Consider the following 23,849-nt stretch of genomic DNA (forward strand, 5'->3'; position numbering starts at 1 on the left):
AAATGCAGTAAGGGGGCATTTTGCCCCCTTTATTATCTGATTAGTAGGAGGAAAATGTATGGGCGAGTACATATTAGAAATGCGCCAAATTACGAAGGAATTTCCTGGCGTAAAGGCCTTGGATAATGTCACTTTCAAAGTCCGACCAGGCACCGTACATGCTCTAATGGGAGAGAATGGCGCGGGAAAGTCTACTCTTATGAAATGCCTGTTCGGTATTTATAAGCCTGATCAAGGGGACGTGGTCATTGATGGCGAAGTAGTAGAAATGACAGATTCCCGAAAAGCTCTTGGAATGGGAATTTCCATGATCCACCAAGAGTTATACCCTGTATTACAGCGTAATGTTATGGAAAATCTATGGTTAGGTCGATTCCCAACCAAAAAAATTGGTCCTTTTACATTTGTGGACCATAAAAAAATGAAAGAAGACACACTAGCCTTGTTTAATGAAATCGATGTAGATATCGATCCAGAACAATTAGCTGGTGATTTATCTGTTTCTAAGCTACAAAATATTGAGATTGCAAAAGCAGTGTCTCACCAATCTAGAATTATTGTTATGGATGAACCTACCTCTTCCCTAACGAGTGATGAAGTAGAACATCTTTTCAAAATCATTAACTCCTTGCGTAAAAAAGGAGTTGCAATTATATATATTTCTCATAAAATGGAAGAAATCCTGCGCATATCTGATGAAGTAACGATTATGCGTGATGGTCAATATATAGGTACTTGGCATGCTGATGAATTAACAACAGATCTTATCATTCAACGAATGGTAGGTCGTGAAATGACACAGTTATTCCCTGAAAAAACAAATACTCCAAGTGAAGAAGTATTACGTGTAGAAAAATTAACATCTATTCATCCACATTCTTTTAAAGATGTAAGCTTCTCTCTTCGTAAAGGTGAAGTCCTTGGTGTAGGTGGTCTAGTAGGGGCGCAGCGAACAGAGGTTATCGAAGCCTTATTCGGTCTTCGTGGCATTGAATCTGGAAAGATTTACTTGCACGATAAAGAAGTGCGTATTCGTCACCCACGGGATGCGAAAAAACTGGGTATGGCATTGCTTACAGAAGAACGCCGTACTACAGGAATTTTCCCAATGCTCACTATTGTAGATAATACAACGATGGCGGCTCTACCAAAATATGAAAACAAGTTTAAACTATTAAATGATGCAAGACGACTAGACGATACAAAAGATGGTGTGGCTTCTTTACGAGTGAAAACACCGTCTACAGAAACGAAAATTCAAAGTCTTTCTGGTGGTAACCAACAAAAGGTATTGATTGCCCGTTGGTTAAATACGAACCCAGAAATCCTACTCTTAGATGAACCGACACGGGGCATCGATGTAGGAGCGAAATATGAAATTTATTCCATTATTAATGAACTGGCTAGTGCTGGTAAAAGTATCATTATGATTTCCTCAGAAATGCCGGAGTTATTGGGTATGAGTGATCGCATTATGGTGATGAGTAATGGATATATGAGCGGTATTTTAGATGCTCATGAAGCGACTGAAGAAAAAATTATGGAACTAGCAACAGCTGGTTTAGTCTAGGAGGTATTGTATGAGCCAAGGTAAGTTAGGAAAGTTTCTTTCCCAAAATATTATCTATTTGGTACTAGTAGTACTAGTAGCGGCTATTTCTATGTATAGCCCGAACTTTTTATCCGTCACAAGTTTTCGTGATATTTTAATTCAATCTTCTCCACGTGTTATTATTGCGTTAGGTTCTGCTATGATTTTGATCACCGCAGGTTGTGACTTGTCCGCAGGGCGTGTAGTAGGCTTGACAGCGGTTGTATCTGCATCTTTAACACAGTTGCCAGATTATCCCCGTCCATTCTTTGAACATTTACCAGAATTACCATTGATTCTACCAATCGTCATTGCTATCGTGGTGGGTGCTATCATCGGTTTAGTATCTGGTGTCATCGTGGCGTACTTAAAAATTGTACCATTTATTTCCACACTAGGTACCATGGTTATTACCTATGGTATTTGTTCCTTGTACTTTGATATGGAACCAAATAACTCTCAACCGATTGGTGGTTTACGTCCAGAGTTTACACAAATTGGTACAGGTTCTTTAGACCTAGGATTTATGACGATTCCATATATTGTTATTATCGCTGCTGTGATTTCTTTAATTATGTATGTGGTATATAACAAAACAATTCTTGGTAAAAACATGTTTGCCATTGGGGGTAACCCACAAGCAGCTGTCGTATCCGGTATCAACGTAGCAGTAACACTTGTTATTATCTATGTTATTGCTGGTGCCTTATACGGTGTAGGTGGTATTCTAGAAGCAGCTCGTACTGGTGGTGCTACTAACAACTATGGCAACATGTACGAGTTAGATGCTATCGCAGCCTCTGTGGTAGGTGGTGTATCCATTACTGGTGGTATCGGTACTGTACCTGGTATCATCGCAGGTGTGCTGATCTTTACAGTTATTAACTATGGTTTAACATTCGTTGGAATGGGACCATACTGGCAGTTGATTATCAAAGGTTTAATCATTGTTGTAGCGGTTGCCTTCGACGTACGTAAATCTATGGCACGCAAATAATCGAATACTGAATTCATTAGCCCTCGGCTTTCACAGGATTGTGAAAGTCGGGGGTTTTGTGTTACCTTCAAATGTTGAAAGCTTAGATTGAAACTCATTACAGTATCTTGTAATGAGTTTTTGTAATATTTAATATTGTAGGAGATATTTTAAATAGATTCCACAAAATGTATATAATCAAATAAATGTAGATTATTATCCAATTGGAAAAATTATTCGAATTGTATATTATATATTTCGTGAATTTTATAAATTATGAATATATCTTTGTTTGGTGTAATTGTTTATGTTATGAATAGAAAAATAGAATATAATTTTTAGAATGAAGGTGAATAAGTATTCAAACTTGAAAAAAGTGGGGGGGGGTATTGTATATATTGTTTAAATATGTAATTATACCAATTTTGAATATCAAGATAATTTGTATTGAAAAAAATCAAAAGTGGAATATATAATAAGGATAACAAAAATTAAATATAGATAAAGTAAGAAATGCAAGACCTTTATAAATTTATAAATATAAGTAAACTTATGTATTAACCGACTATAGCTTCATCACAGATCGAGTTATAGTCGTTTTTTTATAAAGGTTTGTATACAAAAATGGTATCTATTATCTACTCTGGTATTGATAGTTTTAATAAAGGAGAGTGGCTATATGTCATTGAATCATATTTATAAAGTTGTTTGGAGTAAAACAAAAGGTTGTTATATTGTTGTATCAGAACTAGCAAAACGAGTAGGTCGCAATAAGGCGAAAGCTATTGTCATTAGCTCTGCTGCTATGGCTATGGCGGTGAGTTCAGTGATGACAAGTACAGTCAGTGCGACTATAAATCAGGCAGGCACAGGGGGAAATGAGAGTGTTGCTTTTGGAGAGCAATCGACTGCAGGGGGATCTGGTGCTGTGGCCTTGGGGAAAACGGCTACAGCTAGTGCTTCTGGTGCTGTAGCCTTGGGGCAAGAAACAAAAGCTGAGAAGAACAATGGTGTGGCCATAGGTAAAGGAGCAAAATCTACAGAAGACAGTGCAATTGCCTTAGGTTTTGGATCTAAATCTACTGGTAACTGGTCAGTTGCTATTGGGTTACAAACTAATGCAACTAATAAGCAAGCAGTGGCAGTAGGCTCCAGAAGTCAAGCAAGTGGTGAGAATTCCATTGCTATCGGTAATGCTGCAAATGCATCGAATGAATTCAGTGTTGCCTTGGGTAGTAGTACAACATCAATGAATAAGTTCACCACAGCGGTCGGTGGAAAAGCTTTTGCGAATCAAGAAGGAGCTACAGCTTTAGGATATGAGGCTAGAGCTACTGCTAAAAATACAATTGCTATAGGTAACTCAGCGAAGGCAGAACAAGAAGGAGTCTTAGCCTTGGGAGCGCAAGCATATGCAAAAGCAGCTGATACAATAGCAATTGGTAACTCAGCAACTGCCAAACAAGTGGGAGATATCATCATTGGTAAGGATGCAAAAAGCCGTGACCAAGGTGGGGGACGTAGTGTTGCCATTGGCTTTAAAGCCATGGCGGGAAGTAATAGAAATGGTCATGAAAAAGATGATGCTAGTACGGGAAGACGGGGAGATGACGGTAGTGTAGCTATTGGTACAAATGCCTATACAGGACTTAATAAGGATAATACTGCCGTTAACAATTCAGTTGCGGTCGGTGCTGGTGCAGGGGTAGGGTATCGCTCCGTAGGGGATGATGGAAACCCTCTTGGCGTTGGTACAGATGCAGATGATAATGCAACTGTATTGGTGAAAGCTTTTGGTGGGACTACCAGTAAATTGGATTATTTCAAAAAAACAGGAAAGGCCCAGTCAGAAGGGTTCTTTTCGTTTCAAGGCGTAGATATTAATGAAGGTACAGCCTTAGGCCGTAACACCCGTGCCATTGGTGACCAATCAGTAGCCATTGGTGCGCAATCTGTAGCCGGTATGGGTTCTATCGTTATCGGTGGTAATGATATTCAAGCCTATGACCAAAAGAAATATTTTAAAGCCAAAAATCCTGATAGTGGAGAGGCTAAAGGCGTCAATGATTATAATGCTGAGGTAACTCCAGGGACAGGAAAAAATGGACAACCTATTACGATTGCCGATAAATATAAGGAGCTTGTAGGTGTAGGTTTAGATAGAGCTTGGCGTGCTAGCTATGGTCAAGATGGGTCTACAGTTATCGGCATGCAGGCCCACTCCACGACACCATTAGGGGTGGCCATCGGTACGAATTCCATTGTTCGTAAAGGTGCCTTTGGTGCCACAGCTATTGGTTCTGGTGCTTCTGTAGTGGCGAATGCAGAGGCGGCAGTCGCTATTGGTATGGGATCGGAAGCACGAGGTAATTATGCAGTAGCGGCTGGTACAGCTGCACGAGCAAAGGAGTCTGCAGTAGCTTTTGGTTATAGTTCTCAAGCAGATGTAAATGCTGTTGCTGTGGGTAATAAATCAGTATCAAAAGGTTCTGCCGTTGCTGTTGGTGATGAGTCCCAAGCAGTTGAAGCTTCTGTAGCCGTAGGTCAATTGGCAAAAGCTAAAAAAGTGGCAGATATTGCGGTAGGTCAAGGTGCTGTTGCTTCTGGTGAGCAAGGTGCTATTGCTATGGGCTTAGGAACACAGGCACAAGGTGATTCCTCTATTATGATTGGTGGTTCCGAAATTACTAAGGTAGCTGCACAAACTGTGAACTATCAAAAAGAGAAAAAAGATGCACAAGGCCACACGATTATCAAATCCACTAAAAAAACAGAGACCATTGGCGGAGAACAAATTGAACGAACCATCCGCTCGGTAGAAATGGAGAACACTAGTGGTACAATCCAACAAGCTTATGGAGAGTTAACAAATGGAGGCACCTTAAATACAACTACATTAGATTATTCCTCAACAACAAATAAAAATGGTCATGGATCTATTTCTATGGGGGTACATTCCTTATCTACTGGAGATTTAGGAACGGCGATTGGTACAGGTGCTCGTGTGACAAAATTAGGTGGTGTAGCTTTAGGTACAGGGGCTATTTCTGAGTTACAAAATGGGGTAGCTATCGGAACTGGATCTAGAGCTGATATGAATTCCATTGGTACTCGTCAAACAGATATTTCTTATGATAATGAAGGTAAAATTGTACCCTTTGATAGTAAAAAAGTAGCTTATACATTCTATTGGGCAGGTGGCACAAATACTTCTGAAGGTGACGTAGTTTCTTTTGGTTCACCAGGGGCAGAGCGACAATTGAAAAATGTAGCAGCTGGCCGAATTGCCGATGATTCTACAGACGCTATCAATGGTTCTCAGTTGAATTCTGTTACAAAACGAATGTCCAGTGGTTGGGCTGTAGAAGCTGAAAAAGATAAAACTAGCTCTGGTGTATTGAAATTAAATGGAGCGCTAGCTACAAAAGGAACTGAAGTACATTCTGCGGATGGTAAAACAACAACACGAGAAAACCCTGGAACAGCTACAGGCAATATCGATAAGATTCGCCTTAGTGATGAAGTAAAAATTCGTGTAGGCGATAATTTGGTGTTACATCAAGAAGATGCATCTAGACCAGTCTATGAAGATCCAGATAATCCGGACCGTCAAACTGGAACACGTGTGACGTCTAAATTCACCTATTCCTTGAATCCAGAATTAACGAGATTAAAAAGCGCTCAGTTTAAAAATGATGCAGGCGATACGACTGATATCAATGGTGCTGGAGTGACAGTCACTCCAGTAACTGCGGGGAAACAACCTGTTTCGTTAACGACGACAGGCTTGAATAATGGCGGTAATGCGATTTCTAATGTGGCAGGTAATTTACCGAGTACTAAAAATAACGATGCTACTACAGGAGCAAGTAATGCCACTACATCTCAAGCGGCGCCAACATTAGGAAACACTACTAATCAAGTGAATCCGACCAATGCAGCTACTGTATCTGACGTGTTGAATGCTGGTTGGAATTTACAAGGTAATAATAAAGCTGTAGATTTCGTGAAGCCTTATGATACAGTGAACTTTGTCAATGGAGATGGCACGACAGCTACTGTGGAAAGTACAGATGGTAAAACATCTACTGTGAAATACAGCGTAAACCTTGGCGATGGCTTGAAAAAAGATGATGCGACCAACAAAATTACTGTGACCGCAGCTGACAAATCTTTAACCGTAGGAACAGATGGAGTTAAGGTAAACCCAGGAGATAAGTCATTAAAAACAACGGATGCTGGTTTAACCGTCAATACAGCTGATAAATCCTTAGAAGTAACTGATGCGGGCTTAAAGGTCAAAGCTGGAGATAAAACGTTAACTACTGATGAAAAGGGTTTAAAAGTAAATACTGGTGAAATTGAATCTGTTACTACTGGTACTAACCCTGGTACTGTGAAAGTAAAAGATGGCGATACTGGTAAAGTGGCTACTGTAGATTCTGTAGTCAATGCTGTAAATAGTGCAGCATGGACAGCAACATCTGCAGCAACATCAGCAGGTGAGTTAGGTGCAGCACCAACAGATCAATCTGTGAAAGCAGGAGACAAAGTTACTTTTGAAGCAGATAAAAATATTAAGATTACACAAGCAGGTAGTAAATTTACCTTTGCTACAAAAGATAATGTATCTTTCGATACTGTACAAGTAGGTGGAGATCAAGGCCCTAAATTAAGTAAATCTGATGCGGGAGACCTTAAAGTATCTGGCCCTAATGGTACAGATCCAGTGAAAGTTACAAATGTAAAAGATGGAGATGTTTCTGCAGATTCCAAAGATGCTATTAACGGTAGTCAATTCCATAAACTAGCCAATAATACTATCCAATTAAAAGGCCAAACAGATGATAATGCTGCTACAGAAACTAAGAAACAAGCATTAAACAAAGAAAATGGGATTGCTTTCACTGTTAAATCTAGCGATGGTACTTTGCTAGAAGTGAGTGCAGCAGAGGATACGATCACATTAAAACCAAAAACAGCAAGCCTAACAACAGGAGCTGATGGCGTGCCAACAGCGGATACGACAAATGGCAAATTGGTGACTGCTGATCAATTGGTGAATACCTTAACAGAAATGGGTTGGAAAGCGACAGCAGATAAAGATGGCTCTGGTATTGTGTCTGGTGCTGCTACAGAGTTGATCAAAGCAGGTAATACAGTAACTTTCAAAGCTGGTGACAATTTAGCCGTTAAACAAGATGGTAAAAACTTTATCTATTCTTTACAAAAAGAATTAACTGGTCTAACAAGTGCTGAATTTAAAAACCAAGCTGGTGATAAAACTGTAATCAATAGTGATGGCGTGACAATTACACCTGCTACTAATGGTAAACAACCAGTATCTTTAACTAATAATGGTTTGGATAATGGTGGGAACCCAATTACTAGTGTAACAAGTAATTTAGTTAACTATACAGACCCTAAAGTAAATGGTGTACAACTAGCTAAAAATAGTTTGCGTAATCTTAATGATAATTCTGTAGCGAATACAAATGCTGCTACTGTAGGCGATTTGCGCAACATGGGTTGGATTGTGTCCTCCGATAAAACAACAGGCGCTAATGGAATAACAACTGCCACTGCATATTCTGAGGCAGTAAAAAATGCCAATGAAGTGCGATTTGTCGGTGAAGGTAGTGCTATTGTATCTGGTAAAACAGAGGGTAATGTTCGTACCATCACTGTAAAAGTAGATAATCAAACAGGTATCAATAAAACTGTAACTCCTGTGAATTACACAAAAGCAGATGGTACTAAAGTGTATCCGCAAGAAGTAGATAATGGAGATGGAACTAAGACAGTTAAATTCTTTGAAAATTCAGATGGTACGGGTAAAGAAATTCCAAGCACAGAAGTTATTACCTCTGTGAACGGGCCAAAAGGAACAACTACTCCAACCACATTGTCCAACGTAAAAGCTAATCTTCCTGATACGAAGAATAACGATGCTACAACAGGTCCAAGTAATGCTACCACAGCTCAAGCAGCACCAAATACAACGAATACAGCTGGCAATGATTATGTGAATCCTAACAATGCCGCTACAGTATCTGATGTATTGAATGCTGGTTGGAATTTACAAGGCAATGGAACTGAAGTAGATTTCGTAAAAGCATATGATACTGTAAACTTCATCGATGGCGAGGGGACAACCGCAACAGTGGCAAGTACAGATGGCAAAATATCTACTGTAAAATATAGTGTAAATCTTGGCAAGGGCTTACAAAAGGATGATACAGGAAATACAATTTCTGTAAAACCAGCAGATAGTTCTTTAGTTGTTGATGATGCAGGTGTGAAAGTTAACACAGGTACGATCAATAATGTTACTACAGGTGACAAACCAGGTACTGTGGAAGCCAATAATGGTGATGAAAATAAAGTCGCTACGGTAGGTAATGTTGTTAATGCTATCAACAATGCAGCATGGACGGCTACATCTGCGAAAACAAATGATGGAGAATTAGGAAAAGAAGCCACTAATCAACTTGTTAAATCAGGCGACAAAGTTACTTTTGAAGCGGATAAAAACATCAAGATTACACAAGATGGTAGTAAATTTACATTTACCACTAAAAATGATGTATCTTTTGATACAGTACAAGTAGGTGGAGATCAAGGTCCTAAGTTGTCTAAAACAGATGCGGGAGACTTGAAAGTGTCTGGTCCTAATGGTACGTCTCCAGTGAAAGTGACTAATGTAACATCTGGCTTAGATACATATGGAGATAATGTACCAGGTACAACAGGTAAAAACCGTGGCTTAGTTGATTTATCCAAACCAGAAAATGGACAACCAAAAGTGAGCGACAATACAGCCGCTACTGTAGGTGACCTACGCAATATGGGATGGATTGTATCTGCCGATAAAAAGACCGGTGATTTGACTAATGTGTACTCTGATACAGTGAAAAATGCGAACGAAGTGAAATTCGTAGGTGCAGGTACTGCCATCGTATCTGGTGATACAGTGGATGGTGTGCGTACTATTACTGTGAAAGTGGATGACCAAACGTCTACGAACAATGCTGTAACACCTGTGGTATATACAGATAAAGATGGCAACCAAGTATATCCAACTGGTAAGAAAGATAAAGATGGTAACCAAATCTTTAATACAAAACCAGATGGAAAAGGAGCGGATGTAACAGGTCCAGTAAAAACGACTATCAATGGACCAAAAGGAACAACAAGTCCAACATCCTTAAGCAATGTTAAAAATAACATTCCAAATGTGAATGATGGATTCAAAACAATTACAAATCCTGATGGTATAGAAAAAACAGGAGATGTAGAAAACATCAACAAAGCGCCATTAACAGCGGAAGAAGCAGCCGCATTGGCAAATCCAAAAACAAAAGATGGACAAACAAATCCTAAGTATATTGGTAACAATGCAGCTACAGTGTCCGATGTATTAAATGCAGGTTGGAACTTACAAAATAACGGCACTGCAAAAGACTTCGTAAAACCATTCGATACTGTAAACTTTGTAAATGGTGTGAATACGACAGCTGTGGTGACCACATCTGAAGATGGAACCACAAGCAATGTTACCTACAATGTAACAGGTTTACCGGTAACATACACTACAGCAGATGGTACACCAGTATCTAAAATTGGAGATGATTATTATACAGTGAATGATAAAGGTCAACCAATTGATGCAAATGGTAAACCAAGTACGAAAGTGAATAAAGATGGTAAACCTGTGGATGAAAATGGAAATGTTATCAAACCAATTGATACAACTGCGAACCCATTAACCTCTTCTTTGGTGAACCCAAATGTTAAAAATACAGATGCTGAACCAAATAAGAAGACAACAGATCCTACACAATTAGGAAATGTAACATCTGGTTTACACAAATATGGTGATACAGTAGATGGAAAAGAAGTTCCAGGTTCTACAAAAGCGAACCATGGTTTAGTCGATTTATCGACTCCAATAGATGGTTCAAAACCAAAAGTAAGCGATAATACAGCTGCTACGGTAGGCGATTTGCGTAACATGGGTTGGATTGTATCTGCTGACAAAACAACAGGGGAAACAGATAAGGCCTATACAGATACCGTGAAAAATGCAAACGAAGTGAAATTTGTAGGCGAAGGTACAGCCATCGTATCTGGTAAAACGGTGGATGGTGTTCGTACCATCACTGTAAAAGTAGATGACCAAGTATCTACGAATAACTCTGTAACACCTGTGAACTATACTAAAGCAGATGGAACAAAAGTATATCCTAAGATGGTTACTAATCCAGATACTGGAAAAGAAGAACTTAAATTCTTTGAAAATCCAGATGGATCTGGTGCAGAAGTTCCAAAAGGTGATGTGGTTACATCTATCAATGGACCAGAAGGTACAACTAGTCCGACTACATTGAAAAATGTGAAGAACAATATTCCAAATGTAAATGATGGATCCAAAACAATTACAAATCCTGATGGTACAGAAAAAACAGGTAATGTAGAAAATATCAACAAAGCGCCATTAACAGCAGAAGAAGCTACAGCATTAGCAAATCCAAAAACAAAAGATGGACAAACTAATCCGAAGTATATTGGTAACAATGCAGCCACAGTGTCCGATGTATTAAATGCAGGTTGGAATTTACAAAATAATGGAGAATCTCGTGATTTTGTAAAGCCATATGATACAGTGAACTTTGTCAATGGTCGTGGTACTACAGCGGTGGTAACAACTCGTGAGGGTAACACGGCAAGTGATGTTACATTTAATGTAAAAGCAGCTAATGGTTCTGTAACAGTTGATGAAAATGGTGTAAAAGTAACTACAGGTGAAATGAAACCAGTAGTAGGTACGGATAATAAGGAAACAGGAGCTATTGCTACACCTGCAGATCCAGCTACAGCTAAACAATTAAAAGAAACCTTAGCAGCTGCTGAAAAAGACTTGTCTGCAGCACGAGAAGCTTTAAAAGACGCAGAAAAAGCATTAGCAGCTAATCCGAAGGACCCAGCATTACAACAAGCTGTGGCAGATAAGAAAGCTGATGTAGCAGCTAAACAAACACCAGTAGACGCAGCTCAAAAAGCTCATGATGAGGCAGGATTGAACAAAGTGGCTACCGTACAAAATGTAGCGGAAGCGATTAACAATGCAGGATTCAACTTAAAAACATCTGCTGAGGGGGGAGAAAAACTTACTGGAACTAAGGATGATGGGGAGTTAATTAAACCAAGCAATACTGTGGAAATGGTAGCAGGCAATAACTTGACTGTGAAGCAGGATGCAAATGGTAAAATTACATACGCTACAAAGGATAATGTGACTTTCACCAATGTGGATACAGGCACATTGAACGTAGGCAGCCCAAATACCTATACAGATGGGAAAGGTAATACGTACACGAAAGTGGGCGACAACTATTACAAACCAGCTGATGTAGTGAATGGCGCTCCAAAACCAGGTGCAACACCAGTGGATGTAACAACAACACCTGTTACACCAGTGAGCCCTGTGACGATGAAAGCAGAAGCGGCGAAACCAGCTGCGAATAATGCATCAGATGCACAACCATCTTCCGCATTAAATGTCACATCTAAGGATGGCAAACCAACACAAATTACAGGTGTAGGTTCCACGTTGAATACTAAAACTGTAGATACTACACCAACAGGTACAGCGCCAGGTGCTACTCCTAACACAACACCAGCAAATTTAGTTGATTTGGAAGGTACAGTCGATGCGCCTGTGAATAAAAACGCAGCAGCTACAGTAGGTGACTTACAAAATATGGGCTGGGTTGTATCTGCCAAAGATGGCAATAATTACAAAGACGTGGTGAAAAATGCTAATGTAGTGGACTTTAAAGGCAGTAATGGTATTGAAATTACTGGTAAAACATTGGCAGATGGTACTCGTGAAATTACGGTAGGTATCAAAGAGGGAGAAGTTACGAATAAAGTAACAATCACTCACGCAGATGGTAAGAGAACTAGAGCTCTTAGAGTTGGAAATCATTTTTATAAGCTAGATAAAGATGATAGAGTGGCAAGTATTAACAAAGATGAACATGGAAATTTAGTAGGTGCTCCATTACATATTAACCCTAAGGAGGATACAATTACTAATACTGGTTCTGGTGTTGTAACTGGTAATACCGTTGCTAATGCGATTCAAGCATCGGGGTGGAATATAGGCCTTGGATCGACTAATAAAGATTTCAGTAAAGAAACAAAAGCTTATGATAAAGTGAATCCTAATGATCATGTGAAATTCGCAGATGGTGCCAATACGAATGTATCTATGGTAACTGTAGATGGAGTTAATGAAGATGGTATTAAGGAGGAAACTACTTTTATCAAAGTAGATGTAAATAGAAATCTAAAAATTGACTCTGTCACAGCCGGTGGTACAGCAGTTGACAAAAATGGTAACAACCTTGTGAAAGTTGGTGATGATTACTACTACAAAGAATCCGACATTGATCCAGTGACAAAACAACCAAAAGCCAATGCAAAACCAGTACCAAAAGCGGATGTAACACCGGCCAAAGATGGTGCTATGATCGTGAAAAATGCAGCTGGTAAAGATGGCGTGTCTGCGACAGCGAAAGATGGCAAAGGTACATTGACATTGAATAATACTGGTACTGACAAAGATGGTAAAGATGCTTCTAAAGTAGATATTTCTACAGGCAAAGCTCCAGCTGATTTGAACGACACACCGAAAGATGCAGTTCGTGCCAATGACGGCAAATGGTATGTTCCAGCAGATGTGACTGTAGAAACTAAAGATGGTAAAACAGTAGTGACACCAAAAGCAGGTAAATCTCCAATTGTAGACGCACCAACTATGGATCGTATCCAATACACTGGTACAGATGGTAAACTTCGTGACGTTGCGACTATGGACGACGGACTTCGTTTCCAAGGTGATGACGGCGAATCTATCAGCAAACCATTGAACTCTACTGTACAATTGACTGGTGGCAACCGTGAAGATACTGGTAAACCAGTAGCGAAAGATGCTACAACAACAGGCAACATCGGCGTATTCAATACAGATGGTAAATTGTCCGTTCAATTAGCGAAAGACTTAGAAAAATTGAACAGTGCTAACTTTGAAAGCAAAACTGACAAAGCAGGCAACCCATTGAAAGTAGTAGATGGTAAATACTATCCTGAAAAAGCGGTTGTTAAAGAAGGTAAAGTATATCCTGAAGGTACTGTCATCATTGATGGAAAACCATATCCAGCAGGTACCATCAAAGATACTACTGGTAAATTGGTGACTAATGGTCAACCTGCTACAGAAGCTAAACCATTGAATCCAGTGTCTAATGATAGAATCCAAGAAGGTCCTACATCTAGATTGACTGGCACAGGATTGACTTTCAACACGCCTACACCTAAGGATGAAAAAGGTAATCCGTTAGTATTAGTGGATGGTAAATACTATAAAGCTGATAACCTAGAAAATGGTAAACCAAAAGCTGATGCAAAACCTGAACCAGTGAAACCGGCACAATCTACTGCATTTACTCCAGATGGATTGGTGGTAACTCCGGAAACGGCTAAAGTAAGAGATGTGAATGGTAACCCTATCATTGATAAAGATGGTAGAGAAGTAGTAGATCCTACGAAAGTAGTATCCTTCGGTTCTCCAACAATCGTGGTTGACCCTAATACAAAAAAACCAATGGTAGATGCAAATGGAAATCCAGTGATGAAATCTGGTATTTCTGCAGGTGGTCAAGTGATGGCAAATGTGGCACCAGGTGTCCTTGATACAGATGCGGTTAATGTATCTCAGTTGAAAGGCGTATCTAATGCGGTGATGAATGTGAATAACCGTATGAATCGTATAGGTGCACAAGCAGCAGCCTTAGCAGGATTACAGACCATTCAGTACGATCCATTAGAGCCAACTCAAATTTCTGCAGGCGTAGGACATTATAAAGGTTCTAGCGCATTAGCATTGGGCGTAAATCATTTCAAAAACGAATCCACAATGTTCCACCTAGGAGCATCCTTAAATGGTCATGGAGATGAAACTATGATGAACGCTAGCGTGACTTGGAAATTCGGCGCACGTGCTGATGAAACGGCTGTAAAAGACACATTTCGTCAAGGACCTATCAGTGCATCCTACACATTACAAGACAAAGTGTCTGCCTTAGAAGCTCAGACTAGAGTACAAAAGGAACAGTTGAAAACGATAAAAGGGTTAGAAAAACAGGTAGAACTATTGAAAGAGTTAAATGAAAAGCAACAAGAACAAATTGCTGAGTTATTCAAACGATTAAGTGAAAAATGATAAGAAGATTACATTTGAGTTATTGAGTGTAAATAGGATAAGCTTAGTAATAATGTGGGTGTGTGAGCATATAAATTAGTCCTATTTCAGATACAGCATCACATGTATATGAACATAGGAAGGATTATATGCTTGCTATCCCTAACTAAACTGAGTAGAAATGTAAAGAAACTTCTAAAAATATTTTTATATATGTTCTAGTGAACATGTTACATATATGAATAAAATTTAAAAAATTCAATTTGAATAGTATACACAAATGGTATATAATAAATTAAAATTAATTCTGTTTCAACTTGATTGATACAAGACCTAGCCGAGCAAGATGACTAGATCGGAAGATGAGAGGAACAACATGAAGAAACAAAAAGTAGCAGTGTATGTGGCAAGTATGTTAGTGTTGGGAAGTCATGCAGTAGGTTATGCAGAGGGAGATTCCCATTTTGTAGAGAGTGGACAAGTTACAGGAGAAAAATCTGTAGCTATTGTAAGCACAGCGTCAGTTAATGGTGCGTCTGCCATCGCAATAGGGGATACTTCTAAAGTGGAAGCGAATCATGCTGTTGCCATCGGTAAAAATTCTAAAGCTAGCGGAGAATCGTCTGTAGCGATTGGGGATCAAAGTGAAAGTATAGGGATTAATAGCTTGTCTTTAGGAAAAGAAGCTAAAGCGAATGGAGAATCTTCGGTGGCCATAGGCACACAAAGTAAAAGTGCAGGATCTAATAGTTTAGCATTTGGTAAAGAAGCGAAAGCTAACGGAGAATCTTCCGCAGCAATAGGCCCACAAAGTGAAAGTATAGGAACGAATAGTTTGGCCTTTGGAAAGGAAGCTAAGGCAACTGGAGAATCTACTGCGGCCATAGGAAAAGGATCAAAAGCAACTGGAGCATCTACTATAGCTATAGGTACACAGAGTGAAAGTGTGGGAACCAATAGTTTAGCTATAGGTAAAGAGTCAAAAGGGACTGGAGAATCTACGGTGGCCATAGGTCTCCAAAGTGAAAGTACAGGGACTAATAGTATAGCTATCGGTAAAGAAACTAAAGCTACAGTAGATGGAGCTGTCGCTATAGGGGTTAACTCCATTGCAGATAGATCAGGGAAAACGGCTAGTTATATTGGCTATAATCCAATGAGTAATACACATTATAAAGTTGGTGAAGCTGGGGCGGATAATCCAAAGCTTGAAGCCTTATATGAAAAAATTCGTCAAGCTAATTATAAAGTACTACAAGCAGAAGAAGAGGTTAAAAGAGCGGAAGCAAGTAAAGATGCTGCAGTTATAGCAACTGCGAATGCGCAAAAAACTAAAGTAGATCAAGATCTGGTCGATGCAGAGAAGGCTTATGCAGCAGCGATAGAAGAAGCTAATAAAGCGGGTAATGATGCTATAAGTAGTGCTTGGAATGCTACGGATGGGGCGGTGTCTGTAGGTGGTCTAAAAGATGGAATCCAGCATACCCGTCAAATAACGAATGTGGCAGCGGGGTTTGAAGATACAGATGCGGCTACTGTAGGGCAGCTCCGCGTGCTTCGTAATCGACTAGAACGAGAAAAACCGCGGTATATTTCCATTAAAAGTCGAGACCTTGGTGTAGATAGTAATGAAAATAATGACGGTGCTACCCAAGAAGGTGCTATTGCTATTGGCCCAAGAGCAGCAGCACATGCATTAAATAGTATTGCGATAGGTCGTGGTACTAATATAGGTAATGACTCTGAAAATACCGTGGCAATTGGGTTTGGTATTAGAAGTGCTGGCAAGTATAGTGTTAATATTGGAGAAAATGCAATTACCTCTGGAAACTTTAGTCTTGCTGTAGGTGCTCGCTCTAAAGCTTCGGAAGATTCAGTAGCAGTGGGTGGATCTTCTCATGCTAAAGGGTTGAATAGTGTAGCTGTTGGTCGAGGATCTACTAGTGCCATGGAAAGTGTAGCGATAGGTGATTCTTCAATCACAATTTATAAACAAACTGTGGCAGTAGGTTATAGTGCTGAAGCAAGAGATACATCAGCCATTGCTGTAGGGGCAATGAGTGTGGCTAATGGAACTTCTACCATTGCTATTGGTGCGGGTACAAAAGTAGGAAATAAAGAAACGGGAATCACAGCAACTTCGGGTATCAGTATTGGGGAAAGGGCATATACAGATGTAAGAACTGGTATAGCATTAGGTTCAGGAACATATGCTAATCGGGGAGTAGACTCTCCGTCTAACCAAGGATATGACCCTTCTTTGCATGGGCCTCATTTTGTTAATGAAGAGGCAGAGAATGCAGAGGTTGAAACAGATCCTAATGTGATAGCTGCAAAAGCAAAAGTAACAGAACTAGAAAATGAGTATGCTAATGCTCCAGCAGGTAATCGATATGCGGTAAAAGAACGATTAGATAAGGCGAAGGTTTTATATGGACAAGCTAGAGATATGCTGACAAGTACATGGAAAGCCAATCGTTCAGCCTTATCAGTAGGTAATAGTCGTCCAGAATATCGTGTAACTCGTCAAATTATCAATGTAGCAGCAGGTGCAGAAGATACAGATGCAGTCAATGTAGCTCAATTAAAAGCCTTAGAAAAACGCAATACAATCTTGGCAGGTAATGATGTGCCGTTTAAGGCAGATGGTACTGTATCTGACGCTACACCGGATACACGTGTATATACGCCGGGGGATAAAGAAATTAAAATCCAAGGTAAGGTAAACACTGTGTATGGAGTCGCTCCACAAGCAGGTGCTAAAGCTCCTGATGGTAAAAGTGAGTATGCAGCGCCAACTTTATATAGCTCTGATAACTTGATTACTTACAAAGATCCAACGTCTTCTATCTTGCGAATCGGTATGCTAAAAGCACCTACTTTCACCGGAGTACATTTTGATAACCCTGTGATGAATATTTCCTTAGGCAGTAATGATAAAGGACAGTTGACGTTAACAACGGGTGGTAAAGGTGATGGTGCAACATCCACTATAAGCCCTGTATTGACAGTCGCTTCTTTGAAGGATGTATTAAAAGCTGAATCAGGTATTAAAATCACTGAAAAAGAAGGCGGAGAATACGGTAAAACATATACACTTAGTTTGAACAAGACTGAGTTGAAAGGGGACCCTGACTTCAAAGGAGATAAAGGCGATCCAGGACCTAAAGGCGATCAAGGGCCTAAAGGTGATCCAGGTGTACAAGGTGAACGAGGTTTACCGGGTGAAAAAGGTGAAACTGGTGCTACAGGAGCTAAAGGTGAAAAAGGAGAAACTGGAGCACAAGGTCAACCAGGTAGAGATGGTGCAGCAGGTCCACAAGGTCCACAAGGTGAAGTAGGTCCTAAAGGTGAGAATGGTAAATCTGCTTATGAAGTATGGAAAAATCAAGAAGGTCATGCAGGTAAGAGTGAAACAGAATACTTAGCATCCCTTAAAGGCGAAAAAGGTGAAACTGGTGCTACAGGAGCTAAAGGTGAAAAAGGTGAAACTGGAGCAGTAGGACCAAAAGGTGAAACTGGAGTAACAGGTCCTAAAGGAGATAAAGGGGATGCGGGCACTGCCGGTAAAGATGGCGCAAATGGTAAATCTGCGTATGAATATTGGAAAGAAATCAAAGGTAATGAAAATAAAACAGAAGATGATTTCCGAAAAGCTTTAGAGGGTGGAACCAAAGTTAATACTCAAGAGTATGAAAAATTAGAACATCAAATCGATGAGCTTGGTAATAATCTACAAGAGTTACGCAAGGAAAGTCGTGATGGTGATGCCTTAGGTGCTGCTTTGTCGGCATTAAAACCAATTCAATACGATCCACTAGAACCAACTCAATTTATGGCCGGTATTGGTCACTATAAAAATGTGAATGCCTTTGCTATCGGTATTGCCCATTATACAAAAGAATCAACTATGTTCCATGCTGGTGTATCCATGGTTCGTGGTGGTACGATGATCAATGGTGGAGCTACCTTTAAATTTGGTAATAGTCCAGAGAAAAAAGCAGTGCCAGAACGCTATCGCAATGGTCCTATTTCCTCTGTACTAGTGTTACATGATGAAATGGTGGCTATGAAAGAAGCCTATGGCCGTGAGATTACAGTATTGACACAAGAAAATAATAATCTACGACAAGACATTGCCGTATTGCAAGAACAAATGCAAGAATTGCGAGCTATGGTTCGTAAATGATAAAAGGGTCCTTCGGGACCCTTTTCTATTTTGAACAGGTATTTAAATCTATTATATATTGGGATATTAGTACAGGTTATTTCTTCTCATATTTACATATACTATTACTGGTTGTGAAAACTGATATAGTAGATTGCGTTTATATTGTATTATGCATGAAAAGCAACAGAGGCAAGTTGAGCGAATCAACCTGCCTCTGTTGCTGTATAGTTAAGTATGTATGATAGTTATTAGCGTTTATTTGTTATTTGGAGGAGTCTATTCTAAGCGATTCCATTAGAATGCTGGAAGAATAGCCCCTTTGTATTTATCTTCGATGAATTTTTTGATTTCAGGGCTTTGTAGCGCTTTAATCAATTTTACGATTTCATCACGTTTTTCATCGCCTTCACGAACGGATACGATGTTTACGTATGGGGAATCTTTAGATTCTAAGAACAATGCATCTTTTGTTGGGTTCAAGTTAGCACCTAATGCAAAGTTTGTATTGATTACAGAGATTGTGGAATCATCTAATGTACGAGGTAATTGAGCAGCCTCTAATTCAACGAATTTCAAGTGTTTAGGGTTGTCTTTGATATCTTGTACTGTAGCAGAGATGCTGTTAGGATCGTTCAATGTGATTAAACCAGCTTTGGAAAGCAATAGTAACGCACGACCACCATTTGTTGCATCAGATGGGATAGCTACTTGTGCGCCATCTTCGATATCTTTCAAGTCTTTTACTTTTTTAGAGTAAATGCCCATTGGCTCGATGTGTACAGCACCTGCTGTTGCAATGTGAGTACCTTTTTCTTTGTTGAAGTTTTCTTGGTAAGGAATGTGAGCGAAGAAGTTCGCATCAATTTCTTTGTCGTTCAAGGATACGTTTGGTTGTACATAGTCGCTGAACTCAATGATTTCCAATTTAATGCCTTCTTTAGCAAGGATTGGTTTTACTTGCTCTAAGATTTCAGCGTGTGGTACTGGGGAAGCACCAATTTTTAATGTTTTACCTGCGTCGGAACCAGTGGAGCTAGTGCCAGTGGAACCACAGCCACCTAATAACAAGGCAGCGCCTAATACAGCCGTAGCGGCTAAACTAAATAATTTCTTCATGTCTTATCTCCTTTTCTTTGTGTACTTACATAGTGAATTTCTACTTGCTTAGTATAACAAGAGTTCCGTTATAAGTAAAATATGTTATATATCTAAGCGTTTATAGTTTTTAACTATATTTTGGTGAATGCCCCCATGTTCTAGTTATACCAATTATTTTTTGTCAGTAGCTAGTGTTAACTCTATGAAAGTACTAATTATCATCAAGGTTTGTATGTGAAGTAACTGCCTCAGTATGAAAGTTTAATTGGTATGATTGTTGGTAATTCAAGATGATGGGGATGGTTATTTTATATAGAGGTGTATCATAAAAAAGATACTAGGTTTACATAATAGTATTACAAAGAAGTCCTATAGCCCACAAGAAGTGATACAGTGTACAAGAAATAGAAGTAAATTTCATAGCCTCGTTTAACCGTATTGGATCCGCATAGGTGTTAAAGATATGGATGACTTTCATAGCGGGCAGTAAGGAGAGCAAAGCTACTAAGGAAGGCCACGGGATAACTCCGCAGATAGTCCATATTAGTATCCATAGAGAGCTAATGAGGAAGAGCCCTTGTAACAGTTGGAGGCCTCTTTCACGGCCAAGAAGAATGACTAAGGTACGTCGACCGTGGTTCGCATCGTTCGTAAAGTCTCGTAAATTGTTAGTCATCATAATAGCACCGATTAAGATAGTGGATGGTATTGCAGGAATAAGATAGGTCCAGTGCAAGGTGTGAGTCCATGCGTAGAGGGTAATGCCCACGATAGCAAAGCCCATGGCAAGACCAGAGGCGAGTTCACCGAAAGGAGTACGAGAAATGGGTTTAGGTCCACCAGAGTATAAGATGCTAGTAAGAATGCAAAGCATGCCTACAGGAATATACCACCATGTGATAGCATTAGCGAGGGCAATGCCTAAGATAAGTGGAAGTATAGTTGTGATGTACCCCCAACGTTTGATTATCGCTGGAGAAATACCATCACGGACGATGGATCCGCTGTTTCCCGCAGCTTGTGTGAGATCAAGACCAGATTTAAAATCGAAATATTCATTCCAAATATTGGCTGCGATTTGCGCACTTAACACACAAATTAAAATACCTAGAGTATAGACTAAGGATAGCCAAACAGGTTGTACGGTTTCAAATTGCGTAGCCCCCATAGCGGCCCCTAACACAACGGGGCTGAAAGCAGCCGTTAAGGTACGAGGGCGAATTAATGCAAAAAATTGTGACAGATTCATAGTCATCCTTTCATCATTAGAAGTTATATAATATATGGTATCATTCTAACCTAAATAGGAGATTATGACAAACAATAAGGAGAAAAACAATTATACATGAAATGTAATAGTAGAGTATAATAGAAAGAAGTAGAGGATAGGCATAGTATTCAAATGTCATAGAAAAGTGCTTAGTATGCTATAGGCTAGACCTATAAGAATAGGAGTTATTCATGATTACACATGCTCTATTAACAGATATGTATCAATTTACCATGATGCAAGGTTTATTTACACAAAACAAACATCGTACCCGTTGCGTGTTCGATCGTTTTTATCGGACAAATCCGTTCAAAGGTGCTTATACGGTGGTAGCCGGATTGGAACAGGTCATCGAGTATGTGAAAGGCTTGCAATTCGCAGAGGAAGATATTACCTATTTACGTCAAACGGGTGTGTTCACTGAGGCATTTTTAGAATATTTAACAACATTCCGCTTCACAGGCACTATCTATGCAGCGCCAGAAGGATCTGTCGTATTTCCTGGGGAAGTGTTACTTCGAGTAGAAACGGCCAAGGATGAGGCTATTTTAATGGAAACAGCGCTTTCCATGTTTTTGAATCATGAGTCCTTGATTGCGACCAAAGCCCGCCGTATCCGATCTGTTATTGGTAAGGATGGGGTAGCAGAATTTGGCATGCGTCGTGCCCAAGGGGTAAGCGCAGCAGTACAAGGGGCTAGGGCGGCTTTCATTGGTGGATTTGATAGTACTAGTGATGTATACAGTGCTGCCTTGTATGGCATGCGACCGGTAGGGACTATGGCACACAGTTGGGTCATGAGTTTTCCAACTGAAATTGATGCGTTCCGTGCCTATGCAAATCAATATGAAGATAATTTGGTGTTTTTAGTGGACACCTATAATACACTGCATAAAGGTGTGCCTGCGGCGATTCAAGTGTTCCAAGAGATTCGTGAACGTCGTGGTGGCACTATGCCGTCTGTGTATGGTATTCGCCTGGATAGTGGTGATTTAACGTACTTATCTATTGAGGCCCGTAAGATGTTAGATGAGGCAGGATTTAAAGAGGCATTAATTTTTGCTACCAATGATCTAGATGAATATAAAATTGCGGACTTGAAACAGCAAGGGGCTGCCATTACTGCGTGGGGTGTAGGCACTAAACTGATTACGGCTGATGAAACACCAGCTTTAGGTGGTGTATACAAATTAGCCGGTCAATGGGAAGGGGACACCTTTATGCCTGCTATGAAATTCTCCGATAATATTGAAAAGGTGACAAACCCTGGTAAGAAAAAGGTATTGCGCCTCATCAATGTACGAAATAACAAATTGATTGGTGATTTAATCTGCTTGGACCATGAAACAGTGGACACCACACAGGACTATGTGTTTAAAAATCCGCTACACCCATGGAAGCAAACAGTGCTGAAAGCAAATACGTTCAGAGTACAAGAATTATTAGTACCTATCTTTGTAGACGGAGAGTTAGTGTACGACGTACCAACCTTATCACAAGTGAAAGCCTATGGAGAAGAGCAAATTCAATTGCTGTGGCCGGAATTTTTGCGACTTCGTAGAGCACCAGAGGTGAAAGTCAACATCAGCGAAGAATTGCATCAGTTGAAATCTAAATTATTGTTGGAAAAAGTAGGGGACCCTAGTTAGGAAGGAGTTATTATGAATTGGAAATGTGTGATGGCTAGTGTGGCATTAGTAGGGATGATGTGTTCAGGAAATGCAGCATCAATTGCATTGGATGGGCAAGGTAGTGTGGAGCTGCCTAGCTATATTTCAGTTGCTAATCATGATGATTTAATGGAAGGGTTTATAAAAAAAGAAGATACAGTTAGTGTAGTACCTTCTAATGATTGGCATATAGATGAAACAGAGGCTAAGGTACTAGATACAATTGTCAAAGGTGTAGTACAACGTGGTCAACGCTATCAGTTACAAGGGCGTGATGAGCGGGGCTTACATACGGCAGAGTTGGTACACCTTCATATGACAGGTGCAGAAGCAGCTGAATTGTGGAAGATAAAATATAAAGGAACGACGATAGCGCCACAATCTGTAGGAGAAACATTATATAACAAAATGGTGAAAGAAGTACAAAATATAGGACTCTACAATGTGGACCTTATGGGTGGAAAACGTATAGAAAAGAATGGGGCAGCATTAGTTCCATTTATTACAAGTACTAATCCAGAGTTCAGTAGTACTGAGATTATGAAAGCCGTATTACCCCTTGTGAACGTAAGATTTCTTGATGGAGAGATGATGAAACCTGTACGTCTACAAGGCGATACAGGGTTGTATACGCATGGTAGAGTACAATTAGATGTAGATGGATTTGTAGTACCTTCGTATATTAGCTTTGTAGGTCGGTATGGTCAGGATGGGGTATCTATCACATGGGTTACAACGGCGGATACATCGAGAGCCTATTGGAATCCTGTTATCAAGAGTCTGTTAGGTGTGAAGGGAGAATAAG

8 protein-coding genes are annotated in these 23,849 nt (G+C 39.8%); 6 read left to right on the forward strand and 2 right to left on the reverse strand.

The annotated features are described in order from the left end of the window. Positions 1 to 58 precede the first annotated feature (58 nt). The 4 genes from EO121_RS01925 to EO121_RS01940 all read left to right on the forward strand — a co-directional run bounded on the left by EO121_RS01925 (position 59) and on the right by EO121_RS01940 (position 19,024). Complete coding sequence (locus tag EO121_RS01925; protein WP_127161262.1) at positions 59 to 1,570, forward strand: sugar ABC transporter ATP-binding protein; 1,512 nt, start codon at positions 59 to 61, stop codon at positions 1,568 to 1,570. Positions 1,571 to 1,580: 10 nt separating this feature from the next. Continuing rightward, complete coding sequence (gene mglC, locus EO121_RS01930) at positions 1,581 to 2,588, forward strand: galactose/methyl galactoside ABC transporter permease MglC (RefSeq protein ID WP_127161263.1); 1,008 nt, start codon at positions 1,581 to 1,583, stop codon at positions 2,586 to 2,588. Positions 2,589 to 3,246: 658 nt separating this feature from the next. Continuing rightward, a complete protein-coding gene (locus EO121_RS01935) occupies positions 3,247 to 14,856 on the forward strand; it encodes an ESPR-type extended signal peptide-containing protein (RefSeq protein ID WP_127165623.1) in 11,610 nt (3,869 codons plus the stop codon). Positions 14,857 to 15,211: 355 nt separating this feature from the next. Next, positions 15,212 to 19,024, forward strand: coding sequence for a YadA-like family protein (locus EO121_RS01940; protein WP_164725827.1), 3,813 nt, complete (start codon positions 15,212 to 15,214; stop codon positions 19,022 to 19,024). Between the two features lie 276 nt (positions 19,025 to 19,300). Here the strand turns inward: EO121_RS01940 and EO121_RS01945 are convergent, their stop codons facing one another. Both EO121_RS01945 and menA read right to left on the reverse strand, forming a co-directional pair. Then, positions 19,301 to 20,122 carry a MetQ/NlpA family ABC transporter substrate-binding protein gene (locus tag EO121_RS01945; protein WP_127165627.1) on the reverse strand — a complete coding sequence of 274 codons (822 nt, stop codon included), beginning with the start codon at positions 20,120 to 20,122 and terminating at the stop codon, positions 19,301 to 19,303. 325 nt (positions 20,123 to 20,447) lie between these two features. Beyond that, positions 20,448 to 21,353 carry a 1,4-dihydroxy-2-naphthoate octaprenyltransferase gene (gene menA, locus EO121_RS01950; protein ID WP_127165629.1) on the reverse strand — a complete coding sequence of 302 codons (906 nt, stop codon included), beginning with the start codon at positions 21,351 to 21,353 and terminating at the stop codon, positions 20,448 to 20,450. A 212-nt stretch (positions 21,354 to 21,565) separates the two neighbouring features. On the opposite strand from menA, the gene EO121_RS01955 reads away from it, so the two are divergent. Further along, positions 21,566 to 23,023 carry a nicotinate phosphoribosyltransferase gene (locus EO121_RS01955; protein WP_127165631.1) on the forward strand — a complete coding sequence of 486 codons (1,458 nt, stop codon included), beginning with the start codon at positions 21,566 to 21,568 and terminating at the stop codon, positions 23,021 to 23,023. 12 nt (positions 23,024 to 23,035) lie between these two features. After that, complete coding sequence (locus EO121_RS01960; protein WP_127165633.1) at positions 23,036 to 23,848, forward strand: hypothetical protein; 813 nt, start codon at positions 23,036 to 23,038, stop codon at positions 23,846 to 23,848. The last annotated feature ends 1 nt before the right edge of the window (position 23,849 follow it).

The sequence above is a fragment of the Veillonella sp. CHU732 genome, from assembly GCF_003992085.1.
Lineage (GTDB): Bacteria > Bacillota > Negativicutes > Veillonellales > Veillonellaceae > F0422.

What these genes read in the sequence shown, in the direction of transcription:
- EO121_RS01925 (WP_127161262.1), top strand. Translation starts at nt 59, where the DNA reads ATGGGCGAGTACATATTAGAAATGCGCCAAATTACGAAGGAATTTCCT.
- EO121_RS01940 (WP_164725827.1), top strand. Translation starts at nt 15,212, where the DNA reads ATGAAGAAACAAAAAGTAGCAGTGTATGTGGCAAGTATGTTAGTGTTG.
- menA (WP_127165629.1), bottom strand. Translation starts at nt 21,353, where the DNA reads ATGAATCTGTCACAATTTTTTGCATTAATTCGCCCTCGTACCTTAACG.
- EO121_RS01935 (WP_127165623.1), top strand. Translation starts at nt 3,247, where the DNA reads ATGTCATTGAATCATATTTATAAAGTTGTTTGGAGTAAAACAAAAGGT.
- EO121_RS01955 (WP_127165631.1), top strand. Translation starts at nt 21,566, where the DNA reads ATGATTACACATGCTCTATTAACAGATATGTATCAATTTACCATGATG.
- EO121_RS01945 (WP_127165627.1), bottom strand. Translation starts at nt 20,122, where the DNA reads ATGAAGAAATTATTTAGTTTAGCCGCTACGGCTGTATTAGGCGCTGCC.
- EO121_RS01960 (WP_127165633.1), top strand. Translation starts at nt 23,036, where the DNA reads ATGAATTGGAAATGTGTGATGGCTAGTGTGGCATTAGTAGGGATGATG.
- mglC (WP_127161263.1), top strand. Translation starts at nt 1,581, where the DNA reads ATGAGCCAAGGTAAGTTAGGAAAGTTTCTTTCCCAAAATATTATCTAT.